14 protein-coding genes are annotated in these 20,048 nt (G+C 69.3%); 8 read left to right on the top strand and 6 right to left on the bottom strand.

Annotated elements, in window-relative coordinates:
* Together D7Y15_RS18835 and D7Y15_RS18830 are read right to left on the bottom strand one after the other, a co-directional pair.
* On the bottom strand, positions 1–1,054 hold a 1,054-nt coding region (locus D7Y15_RS18835; protein WP_233605008.1), incomplete at its 3' end, for a serine/threonine-protein kinase.
* Between the two features lie 379 nt (positions 1,055–1,433).
* On the bottom strand, positions 1,434–3,257 hold the full coding sequence (locus tag D7Y15_RS18830; RefSeq protein WP_233605007.1) for a serine/threonine-protein kinase: 1,824 nt from the start codon (positions 3,255–3,257) through the stop codon (positions 1,434–1,436).
* Between the two features lie 280 nt (positions 3,258–3,537).
* On the opposite strand from D7Y15_RS18830, the gene D7Y15_RS18825 reads away from it, so the two are divergent.
* From D7Y15_RS18825 to D7Y15_RS18810, 4 genes are all read left to right on the top strand, one after another.
* A complete protein-coding gene (locus D7Y15_RS18825) occupies positions 3,538–5,898 on the top strand; it encodes a GMC oxidoreductase (protein WP_121753453.1) in 2,361 nt (786 codons plus the stop codon).
* A 12-nt stretch (positions 5,899–5,910) separates the two neighbouring features.
* Positions 5,911–7,458 carry an FAD-dependent oxidoreductase gene (locus D7Y15_RS18820; protein WP_199745946.1) on the top strand — a complete coding sequence of 516 codons (1,548 nt, stop codon included), beginning with the start codon at positions 5,911–5,913 and terminating at the stop codon, positions 7,456–7,458.
* Positions 7,448–8,554 carry an alpha/beta fold hydrolase gene (locus tag D7Y15_RS18815; protein ID WP_121753452.1) on the top strand — a complete coding sequence of 369 codons (1,107 nt, stop codon included), beginning with the start codon at positions 7,448–7,450 and terminating at the stop codon, positions 8,552–8,554. The genes D7Y15_RS18820 and D7Y15_RS18815 overlap by 11 nt, the downstream gene beginning before the upstream one ends.
* 131 nt (positions 8,555–8,685) lie before the next feature.
* Complete coding sequence (locus tag D7Y15_RS18810; RefSeq protein ID WP_120576398.1) at positions 8,686–9,591, top strand: NADP-dependent oxidoreductase; 906 nt, start codon at positions 8,686–8,688, stop codon at positions 9,589–9,591.
* 9 nt (positions 9,592–9,600) lie between these two features.
* Here D7Y15_RS18810 and D7Y15_RS18805 read toward each other — a convergent pair whose 3' ends face one another.
* Positions 9,601–11,280 carry an RluA family pseudouridine synthase gene (locus tag D7Y15_RS18805; RefSeq protein WP_233605006.1) on the bottom strand — a complete coding sequence of 560 codons (1,680 nt, stop codon included), beginning with the start codon at positions 11,278–11,280 and terminating at the stop codon, positions 9,601–9,603.
* A gap of 42 nt (positions 11,281–11,322) precedes the next feature.
* Positions 11,323–11,634: a hypothetical protein gene (locus tag D7Y15_RS18800; protein ID WP_147452049.1), complete on the bottom strand. Its 312-nt coding sequence runs from the start codon at positions 11,632–11,634 to the stop codon at positions 11,323–11,325.
* A gap of 95 nt (positions 11,635–11,729) precedes the next feature.
* Here D7Y15_RS18800 and D7Y15_RS18795 point away from each other — a divergent pair, with 95 nt between their 5' ends.
* From D7Y15_RS18795 to D7Y15_RS18780, 4 genes are read left to right on the top strand one after another with little or no spacing between them, the layout of a single operon-like run.
* Positions 11,730–12,035, top strand: coding sequence for a hypothetical protein (locus D7Y15_RS18795; RefSeq protein ID WP_120576400.1), 306 nt, complete (start codon positions 11,730–11,732; stop codon positions 12,033–12,035).
* An 8-nt stretch (positions 12,036–12,043) separates the two neighbouring features.
* Positions 12,044–12,373 (top strand): hypothetical protein, encoded by a 330-nt coding sequence (locus tag D7Y15_RS18790; protein ID WP_147452050.1) that lies wholly within the window; start codon positions 12,044–12,046, stop codon positions 12,371–12,373.
* A 49-nt stretch (positions 12,374–12,422) separates the two neighbouring features.
* Complete coding sequence (locus tag D7Y15_RS18785; protein ID WP_120576402.1) at positions 12,423–13,727, top strand: glycoside hydrolase family 2 TIM barrel-domain containing protein; 1,305 nt, start codon at positions 12,423–12,425, stop codon at positions 13,725–13,727.
* 24 nt (positions 13,728–13,751) lie between these two features.
* Complete coding sequence (locus D7Y15_RS18780) at positions 13,752–14,876, top strand: hypothetical protein (RefSeq protein WP_148712803.1); 1,125 nt, start codon at positions 13,752–13,754, stop codon at positions 14,874–14,876.
* Between the two features lie 10 nt (positions 14,877–14,886).
* Here D7Y15_RS18780 and D7Y15_RS18775 read toward each other — a convergent pair whose 3' ends face one another.
* Together D7Y15_RS18775 and D7Y15_RS45265 are read right to left on the bottom strand one after the other, a co-directional pair.
* Positions 14,887–17,355, bottom strand: coding sequence for a hypothetical protein (locus tag D7Y15_RS18775; protein ID WP_148712802.1), 2,469 nt, complete (start codon positions 17,353–17,355; stop codon positions 14,887–14,889).
* A gap of 169 nt (positions 17,356–17,524) precedes the next feature.
* Positions 17,525–20,035, bottom strand: a complete 2,511-nt coding sequence (locus tag D7Y15_RS45265; RefSeq protein WP_199745945.1) for a hypothetical protein — start codon at positions 20,033–20,035, stop codon at positions 17,525–17,527.
* Between the last annotated feature and the right edge of the window lie 13 nt (positions 20,036–20,048).

The raw sequence follows: 20,048 nt of genomic DNA, 5'->3' as shown, positions 1-20,048 counted from the left end.
GGCCTCGAAGGCTTCCGCGATGCGCGCCCACTCCGGCTTCTCCACCTGCTTCGCCATGCCCGGAAGCGTCCGCCGCGAACCGCTCCCCCGGCAATCCCTCACGGCACATCGTTGGCCGGACGGTTACGCCCAGCAGCGCCACCCCCGCGACGGCCACCGCCGCGAGCGGTGCCACCTTCCGGCGATCCGCGAGCAACACCGCGAGCCCCGGCGGCCGTGGCGCCGTCGGAGACGTGGGCTCCTCCCGCTTCGGCTCCACCGGCTCGGACGGCCCCAGCGCGCCCGGCGGCGGCTCGAGCGACAGCGCCTTCAACCTTTGCCGCACCTCCTCCGCGGAGGCAGGCCGCTTCGCTGGATCCTTCTCCAGCAACTGGAGCAGCAGCGCATCGAGCTCCGGCGGCAGGCCCTTCACCTTCGACGAGGGCGGCGGCGGTGCCTGTTCGACGTGCGCGAACATCACCTGCACGTTGTCACCCTGGAAGGGCCGCTCGCCGGTGAACATCTGGAATGCCATCACGCCCAGCGCATACAGGTCCGTGGCCGGGCCGACCGCGCCTCCGCGGACCTGCTCCGGGGCCATGAAGTCCGGTGTCCCCAACACGGACCCGTCCGCGTTCGTCAGTCCCTCGTGCGACTGCAGCACCTTGGCGATGCCGAAGTCGACCAGCTTGAGCATGGGCGCCGCGTCCGGCCGCTCCGCCATGAACACGTTCGCTGGCTTCAGGTCCCGGTGCACAACCCCCGCCCGGTGCGCTGCCCCCAGCGGCGAGAGGATCTGATCCAACATCCAGACCGCTGTCCCCACGTCCAGCCGGCCTCGTGCGCGCAGCACGGCCGCGAGCGACTGGCCCTGGAGCAGCTCCATCACCACGTACGGCCGCCCGTCCGGCAACGACCCGAAGTTGAAGATGTCCAGGATGCCCGGGTGACGGATGGCGTTGACCGACCGCGCCTCCACCAGCAACCGCTGCGCCTGCTCTGGCGACATCAACTCCGCGCGCAACACCTTGATGGCGGCCTGCTTGCCAATGATGGGGTGCTCCGCTCGGTACACCACCCCCATCCCACCGCGCCAATGCGCTCCTGGATGATGAACTCACCCAGCTGCGCCCCCAGCAGCGGATCCGCCTTCGGCGCAGTGGATGCCATCGCCACCGGCACCTCCCGTTCCGTCAGCGCCCGGTGTGCCCCCGTCTCCGGAATTCTTCGCGTCTTCATTGAAAAGCTCGTTTTGCGGTGACAGTACCGTGAGCCCGGGGACGCCGTCGCGTGCCCTGGGGGCTTGCCGGTTATTTGCTCGTCCGCCAGTCGACGCGGAGTCCCCGGTACTTCCAGTGAGCCGGTCCTTTTCCTCCATGACGCCGCCCGCTACGGCCCGTCATGGGGATGTTGAGGGCTCGGGACTTCCGTGGATCCCCTGGACGTAATGCTCATCAGCGGGGGAAGCGTGTCGTCAACCGCTCCTGCCACGCATCCAAGGCCTGATGCACGGTCATGCGCTCGGTGGCGGTCGTGGCGTTCGCCGCGGACTTGTAGATGTCCACCAACTGCTTCGTGAGCTCCGGCGCGACGTCCTGGTTCTGGGTGCGCTTGCGCAGCTCCGCGACCAGCTTGTCCATGCGCTGGGCCAGCTTCTGCTCGGAGGCATTGCCCTGGGGCAGGGTGGGGAGTTTGGGAATCACGAGCGCCGGAACCTTGGGCGGCTCCGGGGGCGCGACAACGACGACGGGCGCCGGGGGCGCGTCGTGCAGTGCGATGCGCTGGGTCAGGTCCTTCTCGATGTCATCCAGCGCGACATGGATGCGCGCACGCTCAGAGTCCGTCGCGTCCGTGGCGGCCCGGTACTGCTGGAGCAGCTTGCCGCGCAGCGCTCCCTCCGCATCCACGTCCTTCGCCCGCGCCAGCAGGAGCTTGAACAGACCTGCGAGCCGCTGCTCCATCTTCTTCTCGGAGGCAGTTCCCGCTGGCAATGGCGGCAACTTCGTGGACTTCGCCAGGGTCGCTGTCGCGGTCTCTTCCTCTACAGGCGCTTCTTCCGCGATGACCTCGGGCGGCTCTTCGGCAGGGGCCTGCGTCGCAGTGACTGGCGGCGGCTCCACCGGAGGCGTGGGCTTCGCTTCCACCGTCACCGGCTCGGAAGGTCGCGGCGGCGCAATCACCTGCGTCTGCGTCCCCCACCAGTACCCCAACCCCAGCAGCGCCACACCAGCAACCGCTGCCACCGCGATGGACACCTCGTTCCGGCGCCCCGGCGGCACGAGGGTCGTGGGCACCTGCGGTACGGTCCGCGCCTCCACGCTCGGCGGCGGTGGCGCTTCCGGCTCCACTCTCACGGACGGCACGGGCGGTCGTGCCAGCCCCCGGAGCTTCATCCGCACGGCCGTCGCGGTCGCGGGCCGCTTCGCGGGCTCCTTCTCCATCAACTGCGACACCAGTTCATCGAGCTCCGGCGGAATCCCCTCCACCCGCGACGACACCCGGGGAGGGATCTGCTCCACGTGCGCGAACATCACCTGCACGTTGTCACCCTGGAACGGCCGGGTGCCCGTGAGCATGTGGAACGCCATGACGCCCAGCGCGTACAGGTCCGCGGCCGGGCCCACCTCTCCGCCGCGAATCTGCTCCGGGGCCATGAAGTCCGGCGTCCCCACCGTGGAGCGGTCCGCCCGCGCCAGCGCGTCATGCTCCTGCATCACCTTGGCGATGCCGAAGTCGACCAGCTTGATCAGCGGCGCCGCGTCCGGCTGCTCCATCAGGAACACGTTCGCGGGCTTCAGGTCCCGGTGCACCACTCCCGCCCGGTGCGCGGCCCCCAGCGCGGCGAGGACATGCTCCAACACCCAGGCCGTGGTCCCCACGTCCATCCGGTCCTGCTCGCGCATCCGGTCCGCGAGCGACTGGCCCTGGAGCAACTCCATCACCACGTACGGCCGGCAGTCCGGCAGCGTCCCGAAGTTGAAGATGTCCAGCACGCCCGGATGCCGGATGGCGTTCACCGCCCGCGCCTCCACCAGCAGCCGCTGCTCCTGCTCCGGGGACACCAGCTCCGCGCGCATCACCTTGATGGCCGCGTGCTTGCCAATCAGCGGGTGCTCCGCCCGGTAGACGACCCCCATCCCTCCCGCGCCCACGCGCTCCCGGATGACGAACTCGCCAATCGTCGACCCCACCAGCGGATCCACCGAGGGCGCGGTCGCCGTCGGCGCCGCCGGGACCTCCTCGTCCGTCACCACCTCCGGTGACCCCGCTTCTGGCACTCGTCCGCGTTCATGGGAAAGGTCGTTCCGCGCCGATGGTACCGGGCCATGGCCATGACGTCGCGCGTCCAAGCGAGCCATCTGCCCGCTCGCCCGCCAACCTATCCGTGCTGATCATGGAATCCAGTTCTCCAGAGCGAAAAATGCTGATCCGTGGAGGGGGGCCGGCCTCAAGGAAACGGGGGTGACCCGTTGTAGAGTCAGGTCCGTCCTTCATCTGGACGTTCCCGGGTCGCGCTTCCGGATCCCTGCTCCCCAGGGACCGCACCCGAGGGGGAACATGGCACCGGCATACGACGCCCTGGTCATCGGCACCGGGTTTGGCGGCGCGGTGGCGGCCTGTCGGCTCGCGCAGGCGGGTTTGACCGTGCGCGTGCTCGAACGTGGCCTGCGCTACCCGAAGGGCAGCTTCCCTCGCGACTTCGAGGACCCTCGCAACGGCTGGCTGTGGCAGCACCGGCAGGGGCTCTTCGACATCAAGCTCCTCAAGGGGATGAGCGTGGTTCAGGCCGCGGGGTACGGCGGCGGCTCGCTCATCTACGCCAACGTGCACCTGCGCCCGCCGCCGGACGTGTTCGCGTCCGGGTGGCCGGAGGGCTACAGCCGGGAGTCGTTGGATCCGTACTACGACCTGGTCGCGCACATGCTGGACGTGCAGCCCATCACCGCCGCCGCGCGCGGGCTGCCGCCCAAGACGAAGCGGATGCAGGAGGTGGCGAAGAAGCTGGGCCGCGAGGCGCAGTTCTTCTACCCGAACCTCGCCGTGCGCTTCGCCCCCGCGGGCGAGCCCCTGCCCAACAAGTTCGGCGTGCTCCAGGAGGGCTGCAACTACTGCGGCGAGTGCGACATCGGCTGCAACCGCCGCGCGAAGAACACCCTGGACCTGAACTACCTGGCCGTCGCCGAACAGCGGGGCGCGGAGGTCACCACCCAGGCGGAGGTCACCCGCATCGAGCCCCTGTCGCCGGGCTACCGCGTCACCTTCACCGACCACGCCAGCGCCGGCATGCAGCGCACCGTGGACGCCCGCCGCGTCTTCCTGTGCGCGGGCGCGGTGAACTCCACGGAGCTGCTGCTGCGCAACCGCGACGTGCACGGCACGCTGCCGGACCTGAGCGCGCGGCTGGGGACGCGCTATTCCGCCAACGGGGACTTCCTCGCCTTCGCCTTCGACACGAAGGAGCCGTGGGATCCCGCGGTGGGCCCCACCATCACCACCGGCATGGTGGTGGATGAAGGACAGGGCAAGGACAAGACCTGGTTCCTCTTCCAGGAGGGCGGGCATCCGGCGCAGGCCGCGGGGCTGATGGTGGCCATGGACCCGGACCGCGCCATGACGCTCCCTGCGGACCTGCTCCAGCGCGAGCTGGTGAAGGTGCTGCGCACGCGCTCCAAGGAGATGGCCGCCATCGAGAACGAGCGCGGCCGCTTCCAGGCCGTGTTCCTGGCCATGGGCCGGGACAAGTCCAACGGCCGGCTGACGCTGTCGCCCATCACGCGCGAGCTCCAGGTGCAGTGGGACGTGCCCGCGAACCTGCCGCTGTACCGCACGCAGGAGCAGCTCTGCGAGGACGTGGCCCGAGCGCTGGGCACGCGCGCCGCCTACAACCCGCTGTGGGAGCGGCTGCACCTGCCGGTGTCCGTGCACAACCTGGGCGGCTGCGCGATGGCCGAGGAGCCCGCGTACGGCGTCCTCAAGCCTGACGGCCAGGTGCACGGCTATCCCGGCCTGTACGTCATGGACGGCGCGGCGCTGCCGGTGGGCGTGGGCGTCAACCCGTCCTCCACCATCGCCGCGGTGGCGGAGCTCAACGTGGAGCGGGCCATCCGCGAGGCGAAGGACGCGCCGGGCTGGGTGGCGCCGGAGCGCGCGCCCATGAAGGCCACGCCCGCGTACCCGCCTCGCGTCAGCTTGCGGATGATGCCGGAGGTGGAGACGGTGGCCTCGCCGGTGGTGCCCGGAACGGATCCGCTGGGCGACGTGGTGATTCCGCCCGGAGGCACGGTGGTGTCCCCCACGCCGGTGGTGGGCCTGCGCTTCACGGAGCGGATGAAGGGCTTCCTCCAGCCGAACCACCCGTCGCCAGAGGACTTCGCCGGAGCTGCGCGGGCGGGCCAGCGCGGCGGGCAGACGGCGGAGTTCGTCGTCACCATCACGCTGCCCAACCTGGACCGCTTCCTCGCGCAGGAGTCACACGGCGGCATCGTGCAGGGCACGCTGCACGTGCGCGGCTTCACGCCGCCCGGGGGCGCGCCGGTGGAGAACGGCGTCTTCAACCTCTTCGTGGGCACGGAGCGCTTCTACGAGCGGCGCATGCTGTACCTGCTGCCCTTCACTGGCGTGGATGGCCAGCCGTACCTCCTGGATGGCTACAAGGAGGTCAACGACGACGCGGGCTTCGACGTGTGGAGCGACACGTCCACGCTCTACACCGTGCTGCGCAAGGGGCACGAGCGCACCGGCCCCATCGTCGCCACCGGCATCATCCGGCTGCACCTGCCGGACTTCCTCCAGCAGCTCACCACGTTCTCCGTGCTGGGAACGTCCTCGCCGCTGAAGCAGGCGGACGCGATGCGGCGCTTCGGCGGCATGTTCATGGGCACGCTCTGGGACGTCTTCGCCCGCGCGAAGTTCGACTAGGGGAAACACACCATGGGCATGGCGAAGAAGTACGACGTGGTGGTGGTGGGCTCCGGCTTCGGCGGTTCCATCACCGCGCTCCGGCTGGCGCAGGCGGGCAGGTCCGTGGCGGTGCTGGAGCGGGGCCGCCGGTACAACCCGGGCCAGTTCCCCCGGGACGTCACGCGCGCGGACGAGCTGCTCTGGCGCAATCCCATCCGCCAGGAGGCACGCGGGCTCTATGACGTGCGCTTCCTGTCCGGCATCGGCACGGTGACGGCGAGCGGCGTGGGCGGCGGGTCGCTCGTCTACGCGAACATCCACGTGCGGCCGGACCCCATCGTCTTCGACCATCCGCGCTGGCCCCGGGGCTTCAGCCGCGAGGCGTTGGACACGTACTACGACAAGGTGGCGCACGAGCTGGACGTGAAGCCGTTCCCTGCGTCCGACCCGTTGCGCAAGCGCGACCTGTTCCAGCAGGCCGCGCGGCGCATGGGCCGCCAGACGTTCGACCCGGACCAGGCGGTGTCCTGGACGGAGCCCTCCGCCCCGGGCCGCAAGGCGTGCCAGCGCTGCGCGGAGTGCGAGTTCGGCTGCCAGTCCGGCGCGAAGAACACCCTGGACCTCACCTATCTGGCGCGAGCGGAGAAGCTGGGCGCCACGGTGTGGCCGGGCCTGTCCGTGTCCCACGTGCAGCGCGTGGCGGGCGGCTACCGGGTGCACTTCAAGGACCTGGCCACCGGTGAGAAGACGTCCGTGGAGGGCAGCCGCGTGGTGCTGTCCGCCGGAGCGCTGGGCACGGTGGAGATATTGCTGCGCAGCCGCGACCGGGCCCGCACGCTGCCGCTGGTGAGCGATTGGCTGGGCCGCGGCTACTCCGGCAACGGCGACTTCCTGGGCTCGCTGCACGGCAGCCGCGAGGAGATCCTCCCGTGGGAGGGGCCGGACGTGGCCACGGTGATGCGCTTCTTCGACGCCGCGCCGCGCTTCACCATGGTGACGGCCACGTTCAACCGGCCGGCGACGGCGGTGCTCGCGGGGCTGGGGCAGCCGCAGCTGGGCCTGCTGGGCGGTATGGGGGCCCCGCTGTGGCCGAAGCTGTGGCCGCTGTTGCACGGCGCGTTCGCCAAGGGGTTGTTCAGCAAGCCGCTGGGCACCGGCGTGGATCCGGCGCGCACGAGCAACCTGTTCGCCATTGGCCAGGACAATGCCAACGGACACATGGTGCTCAAGGGCGACCGGCTGGACATCGAGTGGGACTACGCGAACGAGAACGTGGCGCTGGTGAATCGCATGACTTCAGCGATGCATGAGCTGGCCTCGCAGTATGGCGGGACGTTCGCGCCGCTCGTCACGTGGGAGCTGTTCCGCCGGCCGTTCACGGTGCACTCGCTGGGCGGGGCGCACCTGGCGGAGTCGCCGGGCCGAGGCGTCGTGTCGACGGAGGGCGAAGTGTTCAACTACCCCGGACTGTACGTGGCGGATGGCTCCGTCATCCCCACGTCCATCGGTTTCCATCCGGTGATGACCATCAGCGCGGTGGCCGAGCGCATCGCGGAGGCGGTGGCCCATGGCTTTTGATTACCGAAGCAGCGCGGCGGTGTCGCGGACGCGGTCCCAGGATGTCTCGCTCCAGGGCCTGCCCATGGCGGACCGGTACGACTTCCTCGCGGGCGACGGCGTGCCCCTCAAGCTCACCCGCTACGTGGGCGGCACGAAGGGGCCGGTGCTGCTGGTGCACGGCGCGGGCGTGTGGAGCGGCATGTTCATGCTGCCCACGCTGAAGGAGAACTTCGTCCAGTACCTGGTGCGCCACGGCTACGACACGTGGCTCCTGGACTGGCGCGCCAGCGTACAGCTGCCCCTGCGCCAGTTCACGCTGGACGACGCGGCGGACCACGACATGCCGGCGGCGGTGCGGCGCATCCGCGAAATCACCGGCGCGGAGTCGGTGCAGGCGGTGGTGCACTGCGCGGGGTCCGCGGCGTTCTTCATGTCCATGGCCGCGGGCCACCTGCAGGACGTGCGCACCGTGGTGGCGTCGCAGGTGGCGCTGCACCACCACACGCCGGCCTCCACGCGCTTCAAGGCGCTCCTGCGGGTGCCGGAGCTGCTGGACGCGGGGCTGGATTCGCTGACGCCGGATGACGCGTCCCGCACGCCGTTGTTCCAGGCGGCCTTCACGAAGGTGTCGAGCTTCCTGCGGATGGAGTGTGACAGCCCGGTGTGCCACCGGCTGTCGTTCATGTACGGCCGGCTGTACCGGCACGCGCGCCTCAACCAGGAGACGCACGCGCGGCTGGAGGAGCAGTTCGGTAGGTGCAACCTGCTGACGTTCCGCCACCTGGGGCAGATGTCGCGCGGCGGTCACGCGGTGAAGTTCGACTACGGCCGCGCGGAGAACCTGCGGCGCTACGGGCAGGCACGGCCGCCGGACTACCTGGACCCGGAGCCCTTCCAGCGGCCCATCACGTTCGTCTCCAGCGAGCAGAACCGCACGTACCTGCCGTCGTCCACGGAGCGCACCTTCCAGTGGCTGCGCGAGGCGAACGGCGCGCGCTGGTACCAGCGTCGCATGTTGCCGGGCTACGGCCACCTGGACACCTTCATGGGCAGCACCGCCGCGGAGGACACGTATCCGGTGCTGCGCGAGGCGCTGGAGTTCCAGCCCCGCTGACGGCCCTCGGCCGTCCAGGGAAGCAGGAGGAGGGGCGAGCGGTCGCGGACGATGGCAGCCCCTTCGCGGGTGCTTACCGTTGGGCCGACGTTGGAAGTCTCTTCCCTCGCTCGGCTTACGTGGAGGCCCGGATGAAAGCGGTCGTGCTTAAAGGCTATGGGGACGTGGACGTGCTCGCGGTGCAGGAGATGCCCGAGCCGAAGGTGGGGCCGGGCGAGGTGAAGGTCCGCGTCACCGCCGCGAGCATCAACCCGGTGGACTGGAAGATCCGCCGCGGGGACATGAAGGGGCGGATGGATCTGAAGTTCCCCACCATCCTCGGGCGCGACGTGTCCGGTGAGGTCGTGGAGGTGGGCACGGGCGTGGAGGACTTCGAGCCCGGCGACCGCGTGATGGGCCTGGTGAACGCCGGCTACGCGGAGACGGTGGTCGCGCCCACGGAGGCCTGGGCGAAGGTGCCCGACAACCTGGACCTGCGGGCCGCCGCCGCGCTGCCGCTGGTGACGCTGACGGGCACGCAGCTCATCGAGGAGCACGTGCGGCCCTCGCAGGGGGAGACGGTGCTCGTCACTGGCGCGCTGGGCGCGGTGGGGCGCTCGGCCGTCTTCGCTGCGCGGGCGCGGGGCGCGAAGATCTGGGCGGGTGTGCGGAAGACGCAGGTGGAGGAGGCCCGGAAGCTGGGCGTGGACGGCGTCGTCGCGCTGGATGATCCGAAGGACGTCGCGAAGCTGCCCACGCTGGACGCGGTGGCGGACACGGTGGGCGGTGAGGCCGTGGCGGCGGTGCTCGACAAGGTGAAGCACGGCGGGACCGTGGGCAGCGTGCTGGGTGAGCCGAAGGGCGCGAAGGAGAAGGGCCTCGTCGTGCGCAGCTTCATGGCTCATCCGGATGCGCGTCGGCTCGAGCAGATCGCGGTGAGCGCGGCAAAGGGGGACCTGGTGATTCCCATCAGCCGGACCTTCAAGCTGGACGACGCGCGCGAGGCCCAGAAGGTCGCGGAGCAGGGCGGCGTGGGCAAGGTGCTGCTCGTCAACTGACGCGGAAGTTCAGAACGGGGCGGCGCGGGTGAAGGACACGCGCTGCCCCGTCGCCGGATGCACGAAGGACAGCGTTTCGGCGTGCAGGTGCAGACGCAGGCCCGCGTGTCCGTACAACGGGTCTCCCATGATGGGCGCGCCCAGGCCCTGAGGGTGCGCCGCGTGGACGCGGAGCTGGTGCGTGCGGCCCGTGCGTGGATGGAAGGCCACGCGCGTGTGGCTCACCGCGCGGTGGAGGACCTCCCAGTCGGTGACCGCGGGCTTGCCGTGGATGGGGTCGACGATCTGCCGGGGACGGTCGTCCAGGTCCACTCGGAGGGGCAGGGTGATGGTGCCCGAGCCGCCGTGCACGGGACCGTCGATGAGCGCCACGTAACGTTTGGCCACGTCGCGGTGGAGGAACTGGCGTTGAAGGGATGCGTGCGTGCGGCTGTCCAGCGCGGCGACGAGCAACCCGGATGTGTCCAGGTCCAGCCGATGCGCGAGCAGTGGTCCCGTGGCGTCGGGGTATCGCGCGCGCAGGCGGGTGAGCACCGAGTCCAGGAGGGATGCATCCCGGCCTGGCACGGACAGCAGGCCACAGGGCTTGTCGATGACGACGAGCCACGCGTCCTCGAAGACGATGGAGAGGTCCGGCGTGGGCGCGGGCGGTGGGACGAAGACGCGCGGGGCGGAGACCTCCAGGCCCTCCAGCATGAACGGGAGCAGGGGGCCGCACTTGTCGCGGCACGCCGGATAGAAGGCACCCTGGATGCGGCCTCCGGACGCGGGAGGCGTGCCCCACCAGAACTCCGCGAGCGCCACGGGCTGGAGTCCGTGCGCGAAGGCGTAAGCGAGCAGCTTCGCACCCGCGCAGTCGCCAGCGCCGGATGGGGGCTCCGCGCCACCGTAGAGCGAGCGCAGGGGGCGGGTCTCGCCTCGGGCGTTGGTGATGGCGTAGGTGTCGTGGAACTGCTTCATGAAGCCGCGTGAGACGATGCGCCGCAGTCGGTCCAGCGCGCGCACACGTCGTTCCGCCTTTGCTCGGGCGGGGGCGAGTTGGCGACGGGCTTCTTCCTGCGCTGCGTCCCATCGACGCTTCTCCGCCTTGTCGCCTCGGCTTTCCTGGTCGAGCGTGTGCAGCGCCTGGGCTCGCTCGGTCTCCGTGAGCGCGGACATGGCCACGATGGCGGCGCGACGTTCATGGCGCTGGCGGCGGTGGGTGTCGTGGCGCAAGCGCATGGCTTCGCGCTCCGTGGCCTCGCGTGTCTGTCGGGCGTCATCTTCCTCTCGCACGCGACGCAATTCCTCGGAGGTCCTCCAGGTTTCGGCGCGGGTCAGCAGGGACTTCACCGTGGCGTCGGCCACCGGCTCCACGCGGGCGCGTGCCTCACGGTCGAAGACGGGAGGCACGAAGCCCGGTACGTCCCAGCGTCCCGCGAGCATCGCGGAGAAGGCTCGCAGCACGCCGAGCGTCCCGTCCGGCTGCCGAACCACGAGCACGCCGAACATCTTTCCGCCGTCCGGCCCCTGGAGGACGGCGCTGGTAATGCCGGGAGCGATGAATCCCTCGCGAAGCGTGGCCTGCAGCGACTCCGCGGCCCGGCGCGCGAGGGCGTGCGGGCCCACGGCGTCGAAGGGGCTCGGGAACGCACCTGGCAATTCATCCGCCAGGGGCGCCGGTTCGAGGTGGGTGACAAGCGGGTCCACGGCTTCGGGGTAGCACGAAACCTGGGGACTGGGGACGCAGGCCTACGAAGTGGCTGGCCGGCTGGCGCGGAAGAGGGCGACAGCGCGGTCCATGCACCTCTGGACGTCATCCAATTCCATGTAGCCCGCGTCATAGGGGCCGCCGGGCCAAATCTCTTCGTGACGCCAGCCCTCACCGCGCGCCATCGCAGCCTCGTCGACGTCGAGCGGGTCGCAGCCCGGCTGCGCGATGTCCAGCTCCCACGAATCCCAGCGCGCACGGAAGTAGAACGGAAGGCCGTCCACCTCGCCGTCGCCCTGCATCGGACAGGAACCGCCGAAGTCACCGCTCCATCCGTTTCCTTCGAGCTTCACGGTACGATCTCCTGAATGCGCCGCAGTTCATCACGGATGACCGATGTGAAAATGACAAGAGTCGGGCCGGGCGAGCGTTTCAAGGAGGCGAAGTGATGGACATCCCTGCGCGATTACGTGAGTGGATTTACGCGGGAAAGCAGGTGGGGAAGCGTAGAGACCTGGTGCGAGAGGGAGAAGCGATCTACCAGACCATGGGGGTTCAGCGATCAGGGGATGTTTTTGTTGCCTATTATTTTGAGATCCCTGAGGCGCTGATGGCTGTTGAGGAGAATGCTCTTGAGTTGAGGGAGAGATTCGAGACGCTGGAATCAGCCCTGGCCTTTCTGGAGAAAGCCTCGGGTTCAGACGTACTCGACATGACGCCTCAGAAGCGGGGCAAGATTTTTCATGTCCGATAAGGAGCTTCATGAGCACTGAGGATGAAGGTCCGAGGCCTGAAATGGCGCGCCTGGTGGAATGTGCCAGGAAACTGGCGATCCTCCTGGCATTCGAGCAGGTGTCGGATTCGGACCTTGAGCATGCGTTGAATGAAGTCCTGTATGGGCCAAGAGAGTTTTGGCTGGCGGCGACGGATGGATTGGTGACCCGGCGTGAAACCGCGCAGGTGATCGTTGCCCGGATGGAGACCTGGCTGGTCAATCACGTGGGGGACGGCACGATGCCGAAACAACCGCCGGACTGGGACCCCATCGTCCTCGATGTCGAGAGTTTGCTGATAGGACTGGTCGACCCCTGATTCGTGTCTGGGCTCTCGGGGAGTGCGGACGCGCGCTAGACTCTCTGTCATGGCCACTGCCCGCCCCATCGCCGCAGGCATCCTGCTGTTGACCGCGCTCCTGCTTCCCACGTGGGACGTAGAGGCTCGCACTGCCATCCTGAAGGCAGGGGAGGGCTGGAAGCTGGAGGTGGATGGCCAGCCCTACGTGGCGAAGGGAGTCACCTTCAGTGGCACGGGCGGGCCCGCGAACTTCGACAAGGATTGCGAGCAACTCAAGGCCCTGGGCGTCAACACGCTGCGCACCTGGGGCACGGGGGATGAAACCGCCGCGCTGCTCGATGCCGCGCACAAACATGGCCTGCGCGTGCTCGTGGGACTGTGGCTGCGGCCGGGCCGCCCGGGCATGGAGAATGACGACGCGTTCGACTACGTGCGCGACGCCAAGGGCCGTGAGGCGCAACTCCAGGCCACTCTCGCGCAGGTGCGCCGCTTCAAGGAGCACCCGGCGGTGCTCGCTTGGGGCGTGGGCAACGAAGTCATCCTCAATTCGCCGGATGATCCGTCCAAGGTCGCCTACGCGCGCTTCCTGGAGAAGGTCGTCCGCGCGGTGAAGAAGGCGGACCCCGCGCACCCGGTGCTGTCCGTGGACGCTTGGACGCTGGGCATCCCGTTCTGGGAGAAGTACGTGCCCTCGCTGGATGCGTATGGCTTGAACGTCTACGGCCGGGGCATCCACGCGCTGGCGGATGCGGTGAAACAGGCTGGTGGCCGCAAGCCGTGGTTCATCACCGAGTTCGGCGCGCAGGGCGAATGGGAGGCCCCCAAGGACGCTCGCGGCGTGCCCCAGGAACCCGGTGACGGAGAGAAGTACGACGTCATCGTGGACGGCTGGCGCAACGCCCTGGCTCCCCACGTCCAGGCGGGCCGGTGTCTGGGATTGTTCGTCTTCAACTACAGCGCGGCGTTGGATCACACCGGCCTGTGGCTGGGCATGCTGTCCGGTACGTCCACGCGGCCGGCGTGGCACGCGGTGCGGGAGGCGTACACGGGCGTGAAGCCAGCGCCCGAGCTGCCCGTGCCGGTGCGCCTGGAGGTCCGGGGCTTGGAGAAAGACTGGGCGACCGTGGCCTTCGACGTCACCTCCGCCACTCCGCTGGACGTGTCCTTCGCCTACAACTTCCGGGGCGCGTCAGCCCGAGCGGAGCGCGACCGCGTGACGATGCTGGAGTCCCGGAAGGGGACCACTCCCGGTACGTGGCGGGTGCGTCTGCCAGTCGTGACGGGCGCCATCAAGCTGTACGGCCTGGCGAAGGACGGCGCGGGGAACCTGGTCGCGGCCACGACGTCCGTGTCGGCTCCCGCGACTCCCTGAGGCCCTGCGCTACAGTCCAGCGCCATGTCCTGGCGTCTGCTGTCCCTCTTCCTGCTGTGCCTTTCAACGGGATGTGGCCACTACGGTCTTCCCCCGTCCACTGCGAGTCATGGTCACCTGTCGCTGGCCATGGATGCCTACCTGGACGACCCGAGCTCCTATGAGCGCCGCATCGCCCAGGGCACGAACTTCGGGTTCGTCACCACCGACGCGTTTGCTTCCTTGAAGGCCCCTTCCGTGGAGCTGGAGCCTGACCAGGCGCCCCGTGTCTTCGAAGAGGTCGTCCAGGTCCTGAAGGGAAATCCCTCCGACGCGGAGCTTCGCCGCGCCTTCGGGGAGCTGCGAGCCTCATGCGACGCGGACTACGAGAAGGCGTGCGTGTTCTTGAAGGAGCAGGTGCAGCCTTCGGTCATCCTTGAGGCCGCGGCGGTACGCCCCATGAAGCGGGAGCCGCGGTTCACCCACACCCAGTACGCGCTGATCATCCTCGGCTGCCGGCTGGATGTGGATGGCCGCCTGCGCGACTGTCAGGTCATCGAGAGTGGGCCGGAGCATGAAGCAGCGCACCTCATCGCGCAGCTCTCAGAGGACCGGTACAGGCCGTGGATGCTGGCGGGGCATCCGATGAGCCGCCCGTACACCGTCAACTTCCATCCCATCTACGGCAGCAACCGGGGCCCGGACCTGTCCACGGAGTTGAAGCTGGAGTGGGCCCGGAAGCGGGTGGGGTGGTCCCCTACGAGCACCTCGGCCTGGACCAACCTGGCCGCGCAGCTCGCCATCCATGCACCGGATCATCCGCACTATCCCCGGGTGCTGGCCCGGGCCTACGCGATGGCGCCCGAATACTGGTGGATCGCCACGGAGATGGCCTGGCAGCGCGTCCAGGCGGGCCAGCACTCCGACGCGCTGAAGGCACTGCGCCCCGCCATCCGCCGCTCTGCGCTGGGCGAGCACCCCAATCCCTACGTGCTGGAGACCGCCGCCGCCGCGCACTTCGGGCTGAACCAGTGCACCGAGGCGCTGGCGCAACAGCGCAAGGCCGTGGAGCTGCTGCCCGCGAAATGGCCCGCGCCGGAACGGGAACGCTTCGAGCGCAAGCTCCAGGATTACCAGTCCGCCTGCGCCACGTCTCCGGCCACTCCCTGAAGCACCGCGCTCAGGGAGTGAGCGGCCCGTCCTCCGGGAACTGACGCGCCCATCCAGGGGCGAGGTTGGCATTGGCCTTCAACGCCGCATCGCGGTCCGCGCGGGCCTGGGCAGAGGCTGGGTCCTTCGTGCGAAGGATTGCCGCGCGCAGCAGCAGGGCTTCGGGCCAGTTCGGACGCTCCTTGAGCAACGCGTCCGCCAGCGCGAGTCCCTTGGACAGGAGTGGCTCCGGATCCTGCTTCGCGGCGTTTCGCGCCACTGCCCACTCACGGAACAGCTGGCCCTCCTCCAGACGGACCTCCCGATTCAGGGGCTCCACCTGGAGGGCCTCCTCGTAGGACTTCTCCGCTTCGACGAACTCCTTCTCCGCCTTCTCCGGAGCCGTGCGGGCCGAATGGCGGGCACGCAGGCTGAACATCGTCCCGGTGGCGAGATAACGCAGGACGCGGTCCTGGCCGATCCGCTCCATGATGTCGAGGCTTTCCCACGGTCGCTTGAGCACGGGGTCGGGATCCCGGCCCTGCTCCAGCAGGTGGCGCGCCAGGATGTGGGAAACCTTCATGCGGCCTGCGAACTGCTGGTTCTTATGGGTTTTGAAGAAGGGGCGCGCCTGGCTGTAGAACGCATCCGCCCGCTCCGCCTGCTCGGTGGGATCCGCTCCTCGCCACCAGGCGTATTCCGCCCGCGCCGCGTGGACCGACGCCTGCCCGAACTTGCCCAGGTCATGAGAGGGCGCCAGCTTCGCCGCCTGGACCTGGGCCGCCTCCGCTTGATCCAGCAGCGCGGAGGGATCGCCTCCGTGCTCCCAGGTCTCCCTCGCGTGCTCCAGGAGGACGAGCCCCAGTTCGTGATGCAGGGTCGGATTGTGGGCCCCGTTGATGAGGGCATTGCGGATGTTTTGTGCGGCCTGCTCGAACCTCCACGGGGCCGTCTCTCCTTGGGCTCGCTTCCGCAAGGCCTGAGCCACGTCGTGGTGCGCTGTCAGGAGCCACACCTCGGGTGCCTTCGTGTAGCCGCCCCGCATGGCTTGCGACACAGCCTTTCCCGCTTGCTCCAAATCCTCGTCGACATCCTTCGCCGTGGGATTGGAAGCCCGGGCCAGGAGGAGTTCCCCCAACCGGACCCAGTACGCGGGGACACGCTCCTCGAGCGCGACCGCGCTCCGATAGGCTTCGATGGCCTGCTCCTGGTGCTTCCATCCGTTGGAGCCGACCCTCCAACTCCCTACCTGGAGGTCGGCCTCCGTCCAGAGATGGAGGAGCCGGGCGCGCAGGAGGTGGAACCCGAGATCCCGTCCAGGCGGAGGAACGGCCTCCAGCAGATCCAGGGCCTTCTGGAGCTTGTAGAAGTCCACCGGGCTCTCCTTCAGGACCTTCTCGGTCTCCTGCACCATCACCCGGGTCCACTCCATGCGGCCACAAGCGCTCGCAGGCTCCAGCGTCAGTGCATGTTGCGCGGCTTCGACGGCCCTGCTGCGCAGGGAAAGGAAGCCTCCATAGGTGTTCGGTCGCTCCGCGAGCATGGTGAGGAAGCGCGCCTTTTCGCAGGCGAACCCCGCATGGCCGGGATCAATCCGGGTGGCCGCGTCCAGCGCAGCGAGCCCCGTCTGCGCCGGCCCTTGCTCCTCGTCGTCATCGATGGACAGGCGCAGCACGCTCTCTCCGTAGGCGGTACGCACGAGGTTCATCGCGGCGGCCTCGTAGCGTCCCAGGGCCAGGTGGGCTGGGGCGAAGCTCTCCGCCGTGGCCCTGGCATTCGTGAGCGCCTGGAATGAGGCCGTCATGTCCTCGCTCGACTCTTTCGTCCGCTGCTCCCTCCAGTGCCAGGCGGCACGCAGCAGGAACACGTCCGCGCGCATCAGCCGCGCTTCCACGAACCAGGGATGCTTCGTGTTCACGGACTCCAGGAGCGCGAGCGCCGCGTCCAGGCGGTCTTCGTGCATCGCGACCAGCGCCGCGCCGTAGTCCGTTGACGGAGACTCCGCTCCCGCCGCTTGACGCAGCAGCGTGAGCACGGGTTCGCGGTACTTGCTTTCCGCGTCCTGCTCGCGCGCCTTCCGTTCATCCGCGTCGGGAGCGGCGATGGCTTCCAGCCGCAGCGCGCGGTAGCGCTCGCTCAGGAGTTGTGCCCGGACCCACGCCACGCGAGGGTCACGGAAGCCTGCGCTCCAGGCCGCCTCCAACTGTGCGAGCGCTTCCGTTTCGCGACCCAGGACCCGTTCCCCGCACCCGAGCGCGTAGTGTCCGGGCCCCTGGGCCTCCGCGCCTCCGAGGGCCATCTCCGTGGAGACGGTTTCCATCCAGCCGCGCAGCTCCGCCTGATCCGCGCGCACGTCGTGCAGGCGGGCCATGCCCACCGAGCGGGCCCGGGCCTCGATGCGTTCCGCGGCGCTGATGAAGTGCGCGGCCCAGGTCGTGTCCCGCTGGGATTGTCTGTCCGCCGCGCAGGCCGTTGCCGCAATGATTATCAGGACCTGCAAGGCCAGCACGCCGCTCCTGGACCTTCCAGAGGTGGCTTTGCTCGGGACGTCATTCAATGGCGCGGCTCCTGGTGCGTTCCGTGACGGGCCGGAACGTGTGCCATTCCAGGATACAAAGCCTTACGCGGTCATGGGCATTTTGCTTGCGCGACGCACTGAATCGCCACGCTCAAGGCACCTTGGGCATATCCTCGGGGAACTGACGCACCCATCCGGGCGCGAGGTTGGCATTGACCTTCAGCGCCGCATCGCGGTCCGCGCGGGCCTGGGCCGAGGCCGGATCCTTCGTGCGCAGGAGCGCCGCGCGAAGCAACAGGGCTTCGGGCCAGTTCGGGCGCTCCTTCACCAATGCGTCGGCCAGCGCGAGCCCCTTTGCCAGCAAGGGCTCCGCGTCCTGCCCCGCGGCCTTCATCGCCACCGCCCGGTACCGGTTCAACTCACCCATGGCCAGACGGGCCTCCTGACTCCGAGGTTGCTGCTCCAGGGCTTTGGTCAGGGCCGCTTGCGCGTTGTTGAAAAGCGTCTCCGCCTGACTGGCATCTGTCCGCGCCATCCACCGGGCCAGTACGAGGGAGTGCTCCCCCACGATTCGCAGGTAGGAGACCCGGTTGATCACGGTCAGTATGGCCATCAGGTCGATGGACTTCCTCTGTCGCTCAAGGGCGGGCTCGGGATCCCGGCCCTGCTCCAACTCGTAGCGCGCCTGGGTTTGAAGCATCTGCAGGAGGCCCAGGATGGCCTCCGTTTTCGTGGGTCTCTCGGACATGGCTTGCGCGTAGAGGGCTTCGGCCTTGTCCACGTCGGGGGAGGGATCCTCTCCTCGCCGCCAGGCGTACTCCGCTCGGAGCGCGGCGATGTCCGCCCGCCCCAGCACCCCGGGGCCATGTCCGGAGTCCAGCTTCGTGGCTGCCGCCTGTGCCGCCTCCGCCGCGTCGAGCAGCTCCGCGGGATTGCCTCCGTGTGCCCAACGCTCCTTCGCCTGCTCCAGGAGGATCCGCCCCAGGGCGTGATGCAGGGACGACTCCTGGGGCTGCTGGGTGAGCCCGTCGCGGAGGCGTGCCCTGGCGGTCTCCCACGCCTTCCCGGACTCCTCACCCCGGGCCCGGCTTCGCAGGGCCTTCGCCATCTGGACGTGGGCTCCCAGCAGCCACAACCCGGGCGCCTTCGTGCGCAGGGTGCTTGCCTTGGCCCAGGCGGCTTCCGCCTGTTCCAGGTCCACGGCGCCGTCCTCCATCAACGGGTCCATGCCCCGCTCCACGAGCAGCTCCCCGAACTGGATCCAATACGCGGGGATGCGCGCTTCGAGCGCGAGGATGGTCCGCCAGACGTCGAGCGCCTGGTCGCGGTGCGCGCCGTGCCGGTCCCCGACCCGGGTATGTCCCCAGTCGTTCTCGATGATCACCCAGAGTCCGAGGACCCGGGCGTGCAGGAGGTGGAACGCGAGGTCCCGCCCCGCTGGGGGAACGGCCTTCAACAGATCCTGCTCCTTGGGCATATCCGGGCCGTAACCTTCCTGCCTCGCCCTCTCCGCTCGGGACACCTGGGTCCGGATCCGTTCCATGTAGGCGCAGCGGCTGGTGGGGTCCCGGGCCAATATCGCGTCGGTGGTCTCGACCGTTTCGTTGAACAGATGGCCCTGGAAGTGATCCTTGCGACGCGGATGCTCCGCCAGGGCATTGAGCATTCGTGCCCGCTCACAGGGCGGTGCGGGGGCGGCGGGGTCCAGCCGGGACGCGATGTCCAGGGCGCCGAGCGCACTGCCCGCGGGCCCCAGACCCGCTTCGTAGGTCAACGGCACGGTGCCGGGCGGGTCGGTCCGGATGACGGCGATGACGGCGGCCTCGAAGCGCGCCTGCGCCAGGTATGCCTGCATCTGGCTCTCCGCCGTGGTCCTGGCCGCGGCGAGGGCCTCGCGGCCGTGCTCCAGCCGCGCCCGGGCCGCGCCCTCCTGTCCTTCCTCCCACAGCTGGGCGGCGCGGAGCAGCAGCACATCCGCGCGCAGCAGTGGCGCCTCGACGAACCAGGGATGCGAGGCGGCCATGGGCTCCAGCAGGGCGGCCGCCGCGTCCAGCCTGCCCTCATGAAAGGCGATGAGCGCCGCGAGGAGATCCGCCGACGGGGCCTCCTTCTCGCGGGCCTGACGGAGCAGGGCGAGCACCGGCTCGCGGTGCTGACGTTCCGTGTCCTGCTCGCGCACCCTCCGCTCCTCCGGATCCAGCACCGTCAACGCCGTGATGCGCTGCTCGCGGTAGCGCTGGCTGAGCGCCAGGGCCCGGGCCCACACCACCGAGGGCTCACGAAAGCCCGCGCCCCATGCGGCCTCCAGGTGCTCGATGGCCGCGTTCAGGTCGCCCAGGGCCAGCGCCCCCCGCCCGAGCGCGGCATGTCCAGGCCCCTGGGCCTCGGCGCCTCCGAGCGCCATCTCCTTGGACAACGTCGCCATCCAGCCGCGCAGCTCCGTCTGTTCCGCGCGCACATCGTGCAGCCGGGACAGGCCCACCGCGCGGGCCCGGGCCTCGATGCGCTCGGCCGCTTCGGTGAAGTGCGACGCCCAGGAGGTGTTCCGCTGGGAGGGCTTGTTCGAAGCGCACGCCGAGGCCAGGACGAGCACCAGGAGGGGCAACGCCCGCACGGTGTTCCGGGGCCAGCCAGGGGGCGCGGCGTTCGAGGCGTCTTTCAAGCAGACAGCTCCA

Origin of the sequence: Corallococcus sp. AB030 (assembly GCF_003668965.1) — a bacterium.
In the GTDB taxonomy this organism is placed as follows: Bacteria; Myxococcota; Myxococcia; order Myxococcales; family Myxococcaceae; genus Corallococcus; species Corallococcus exiguus.
This window is presented reverse-complemented; position numbering and strand designations above follow the sequence as displayed.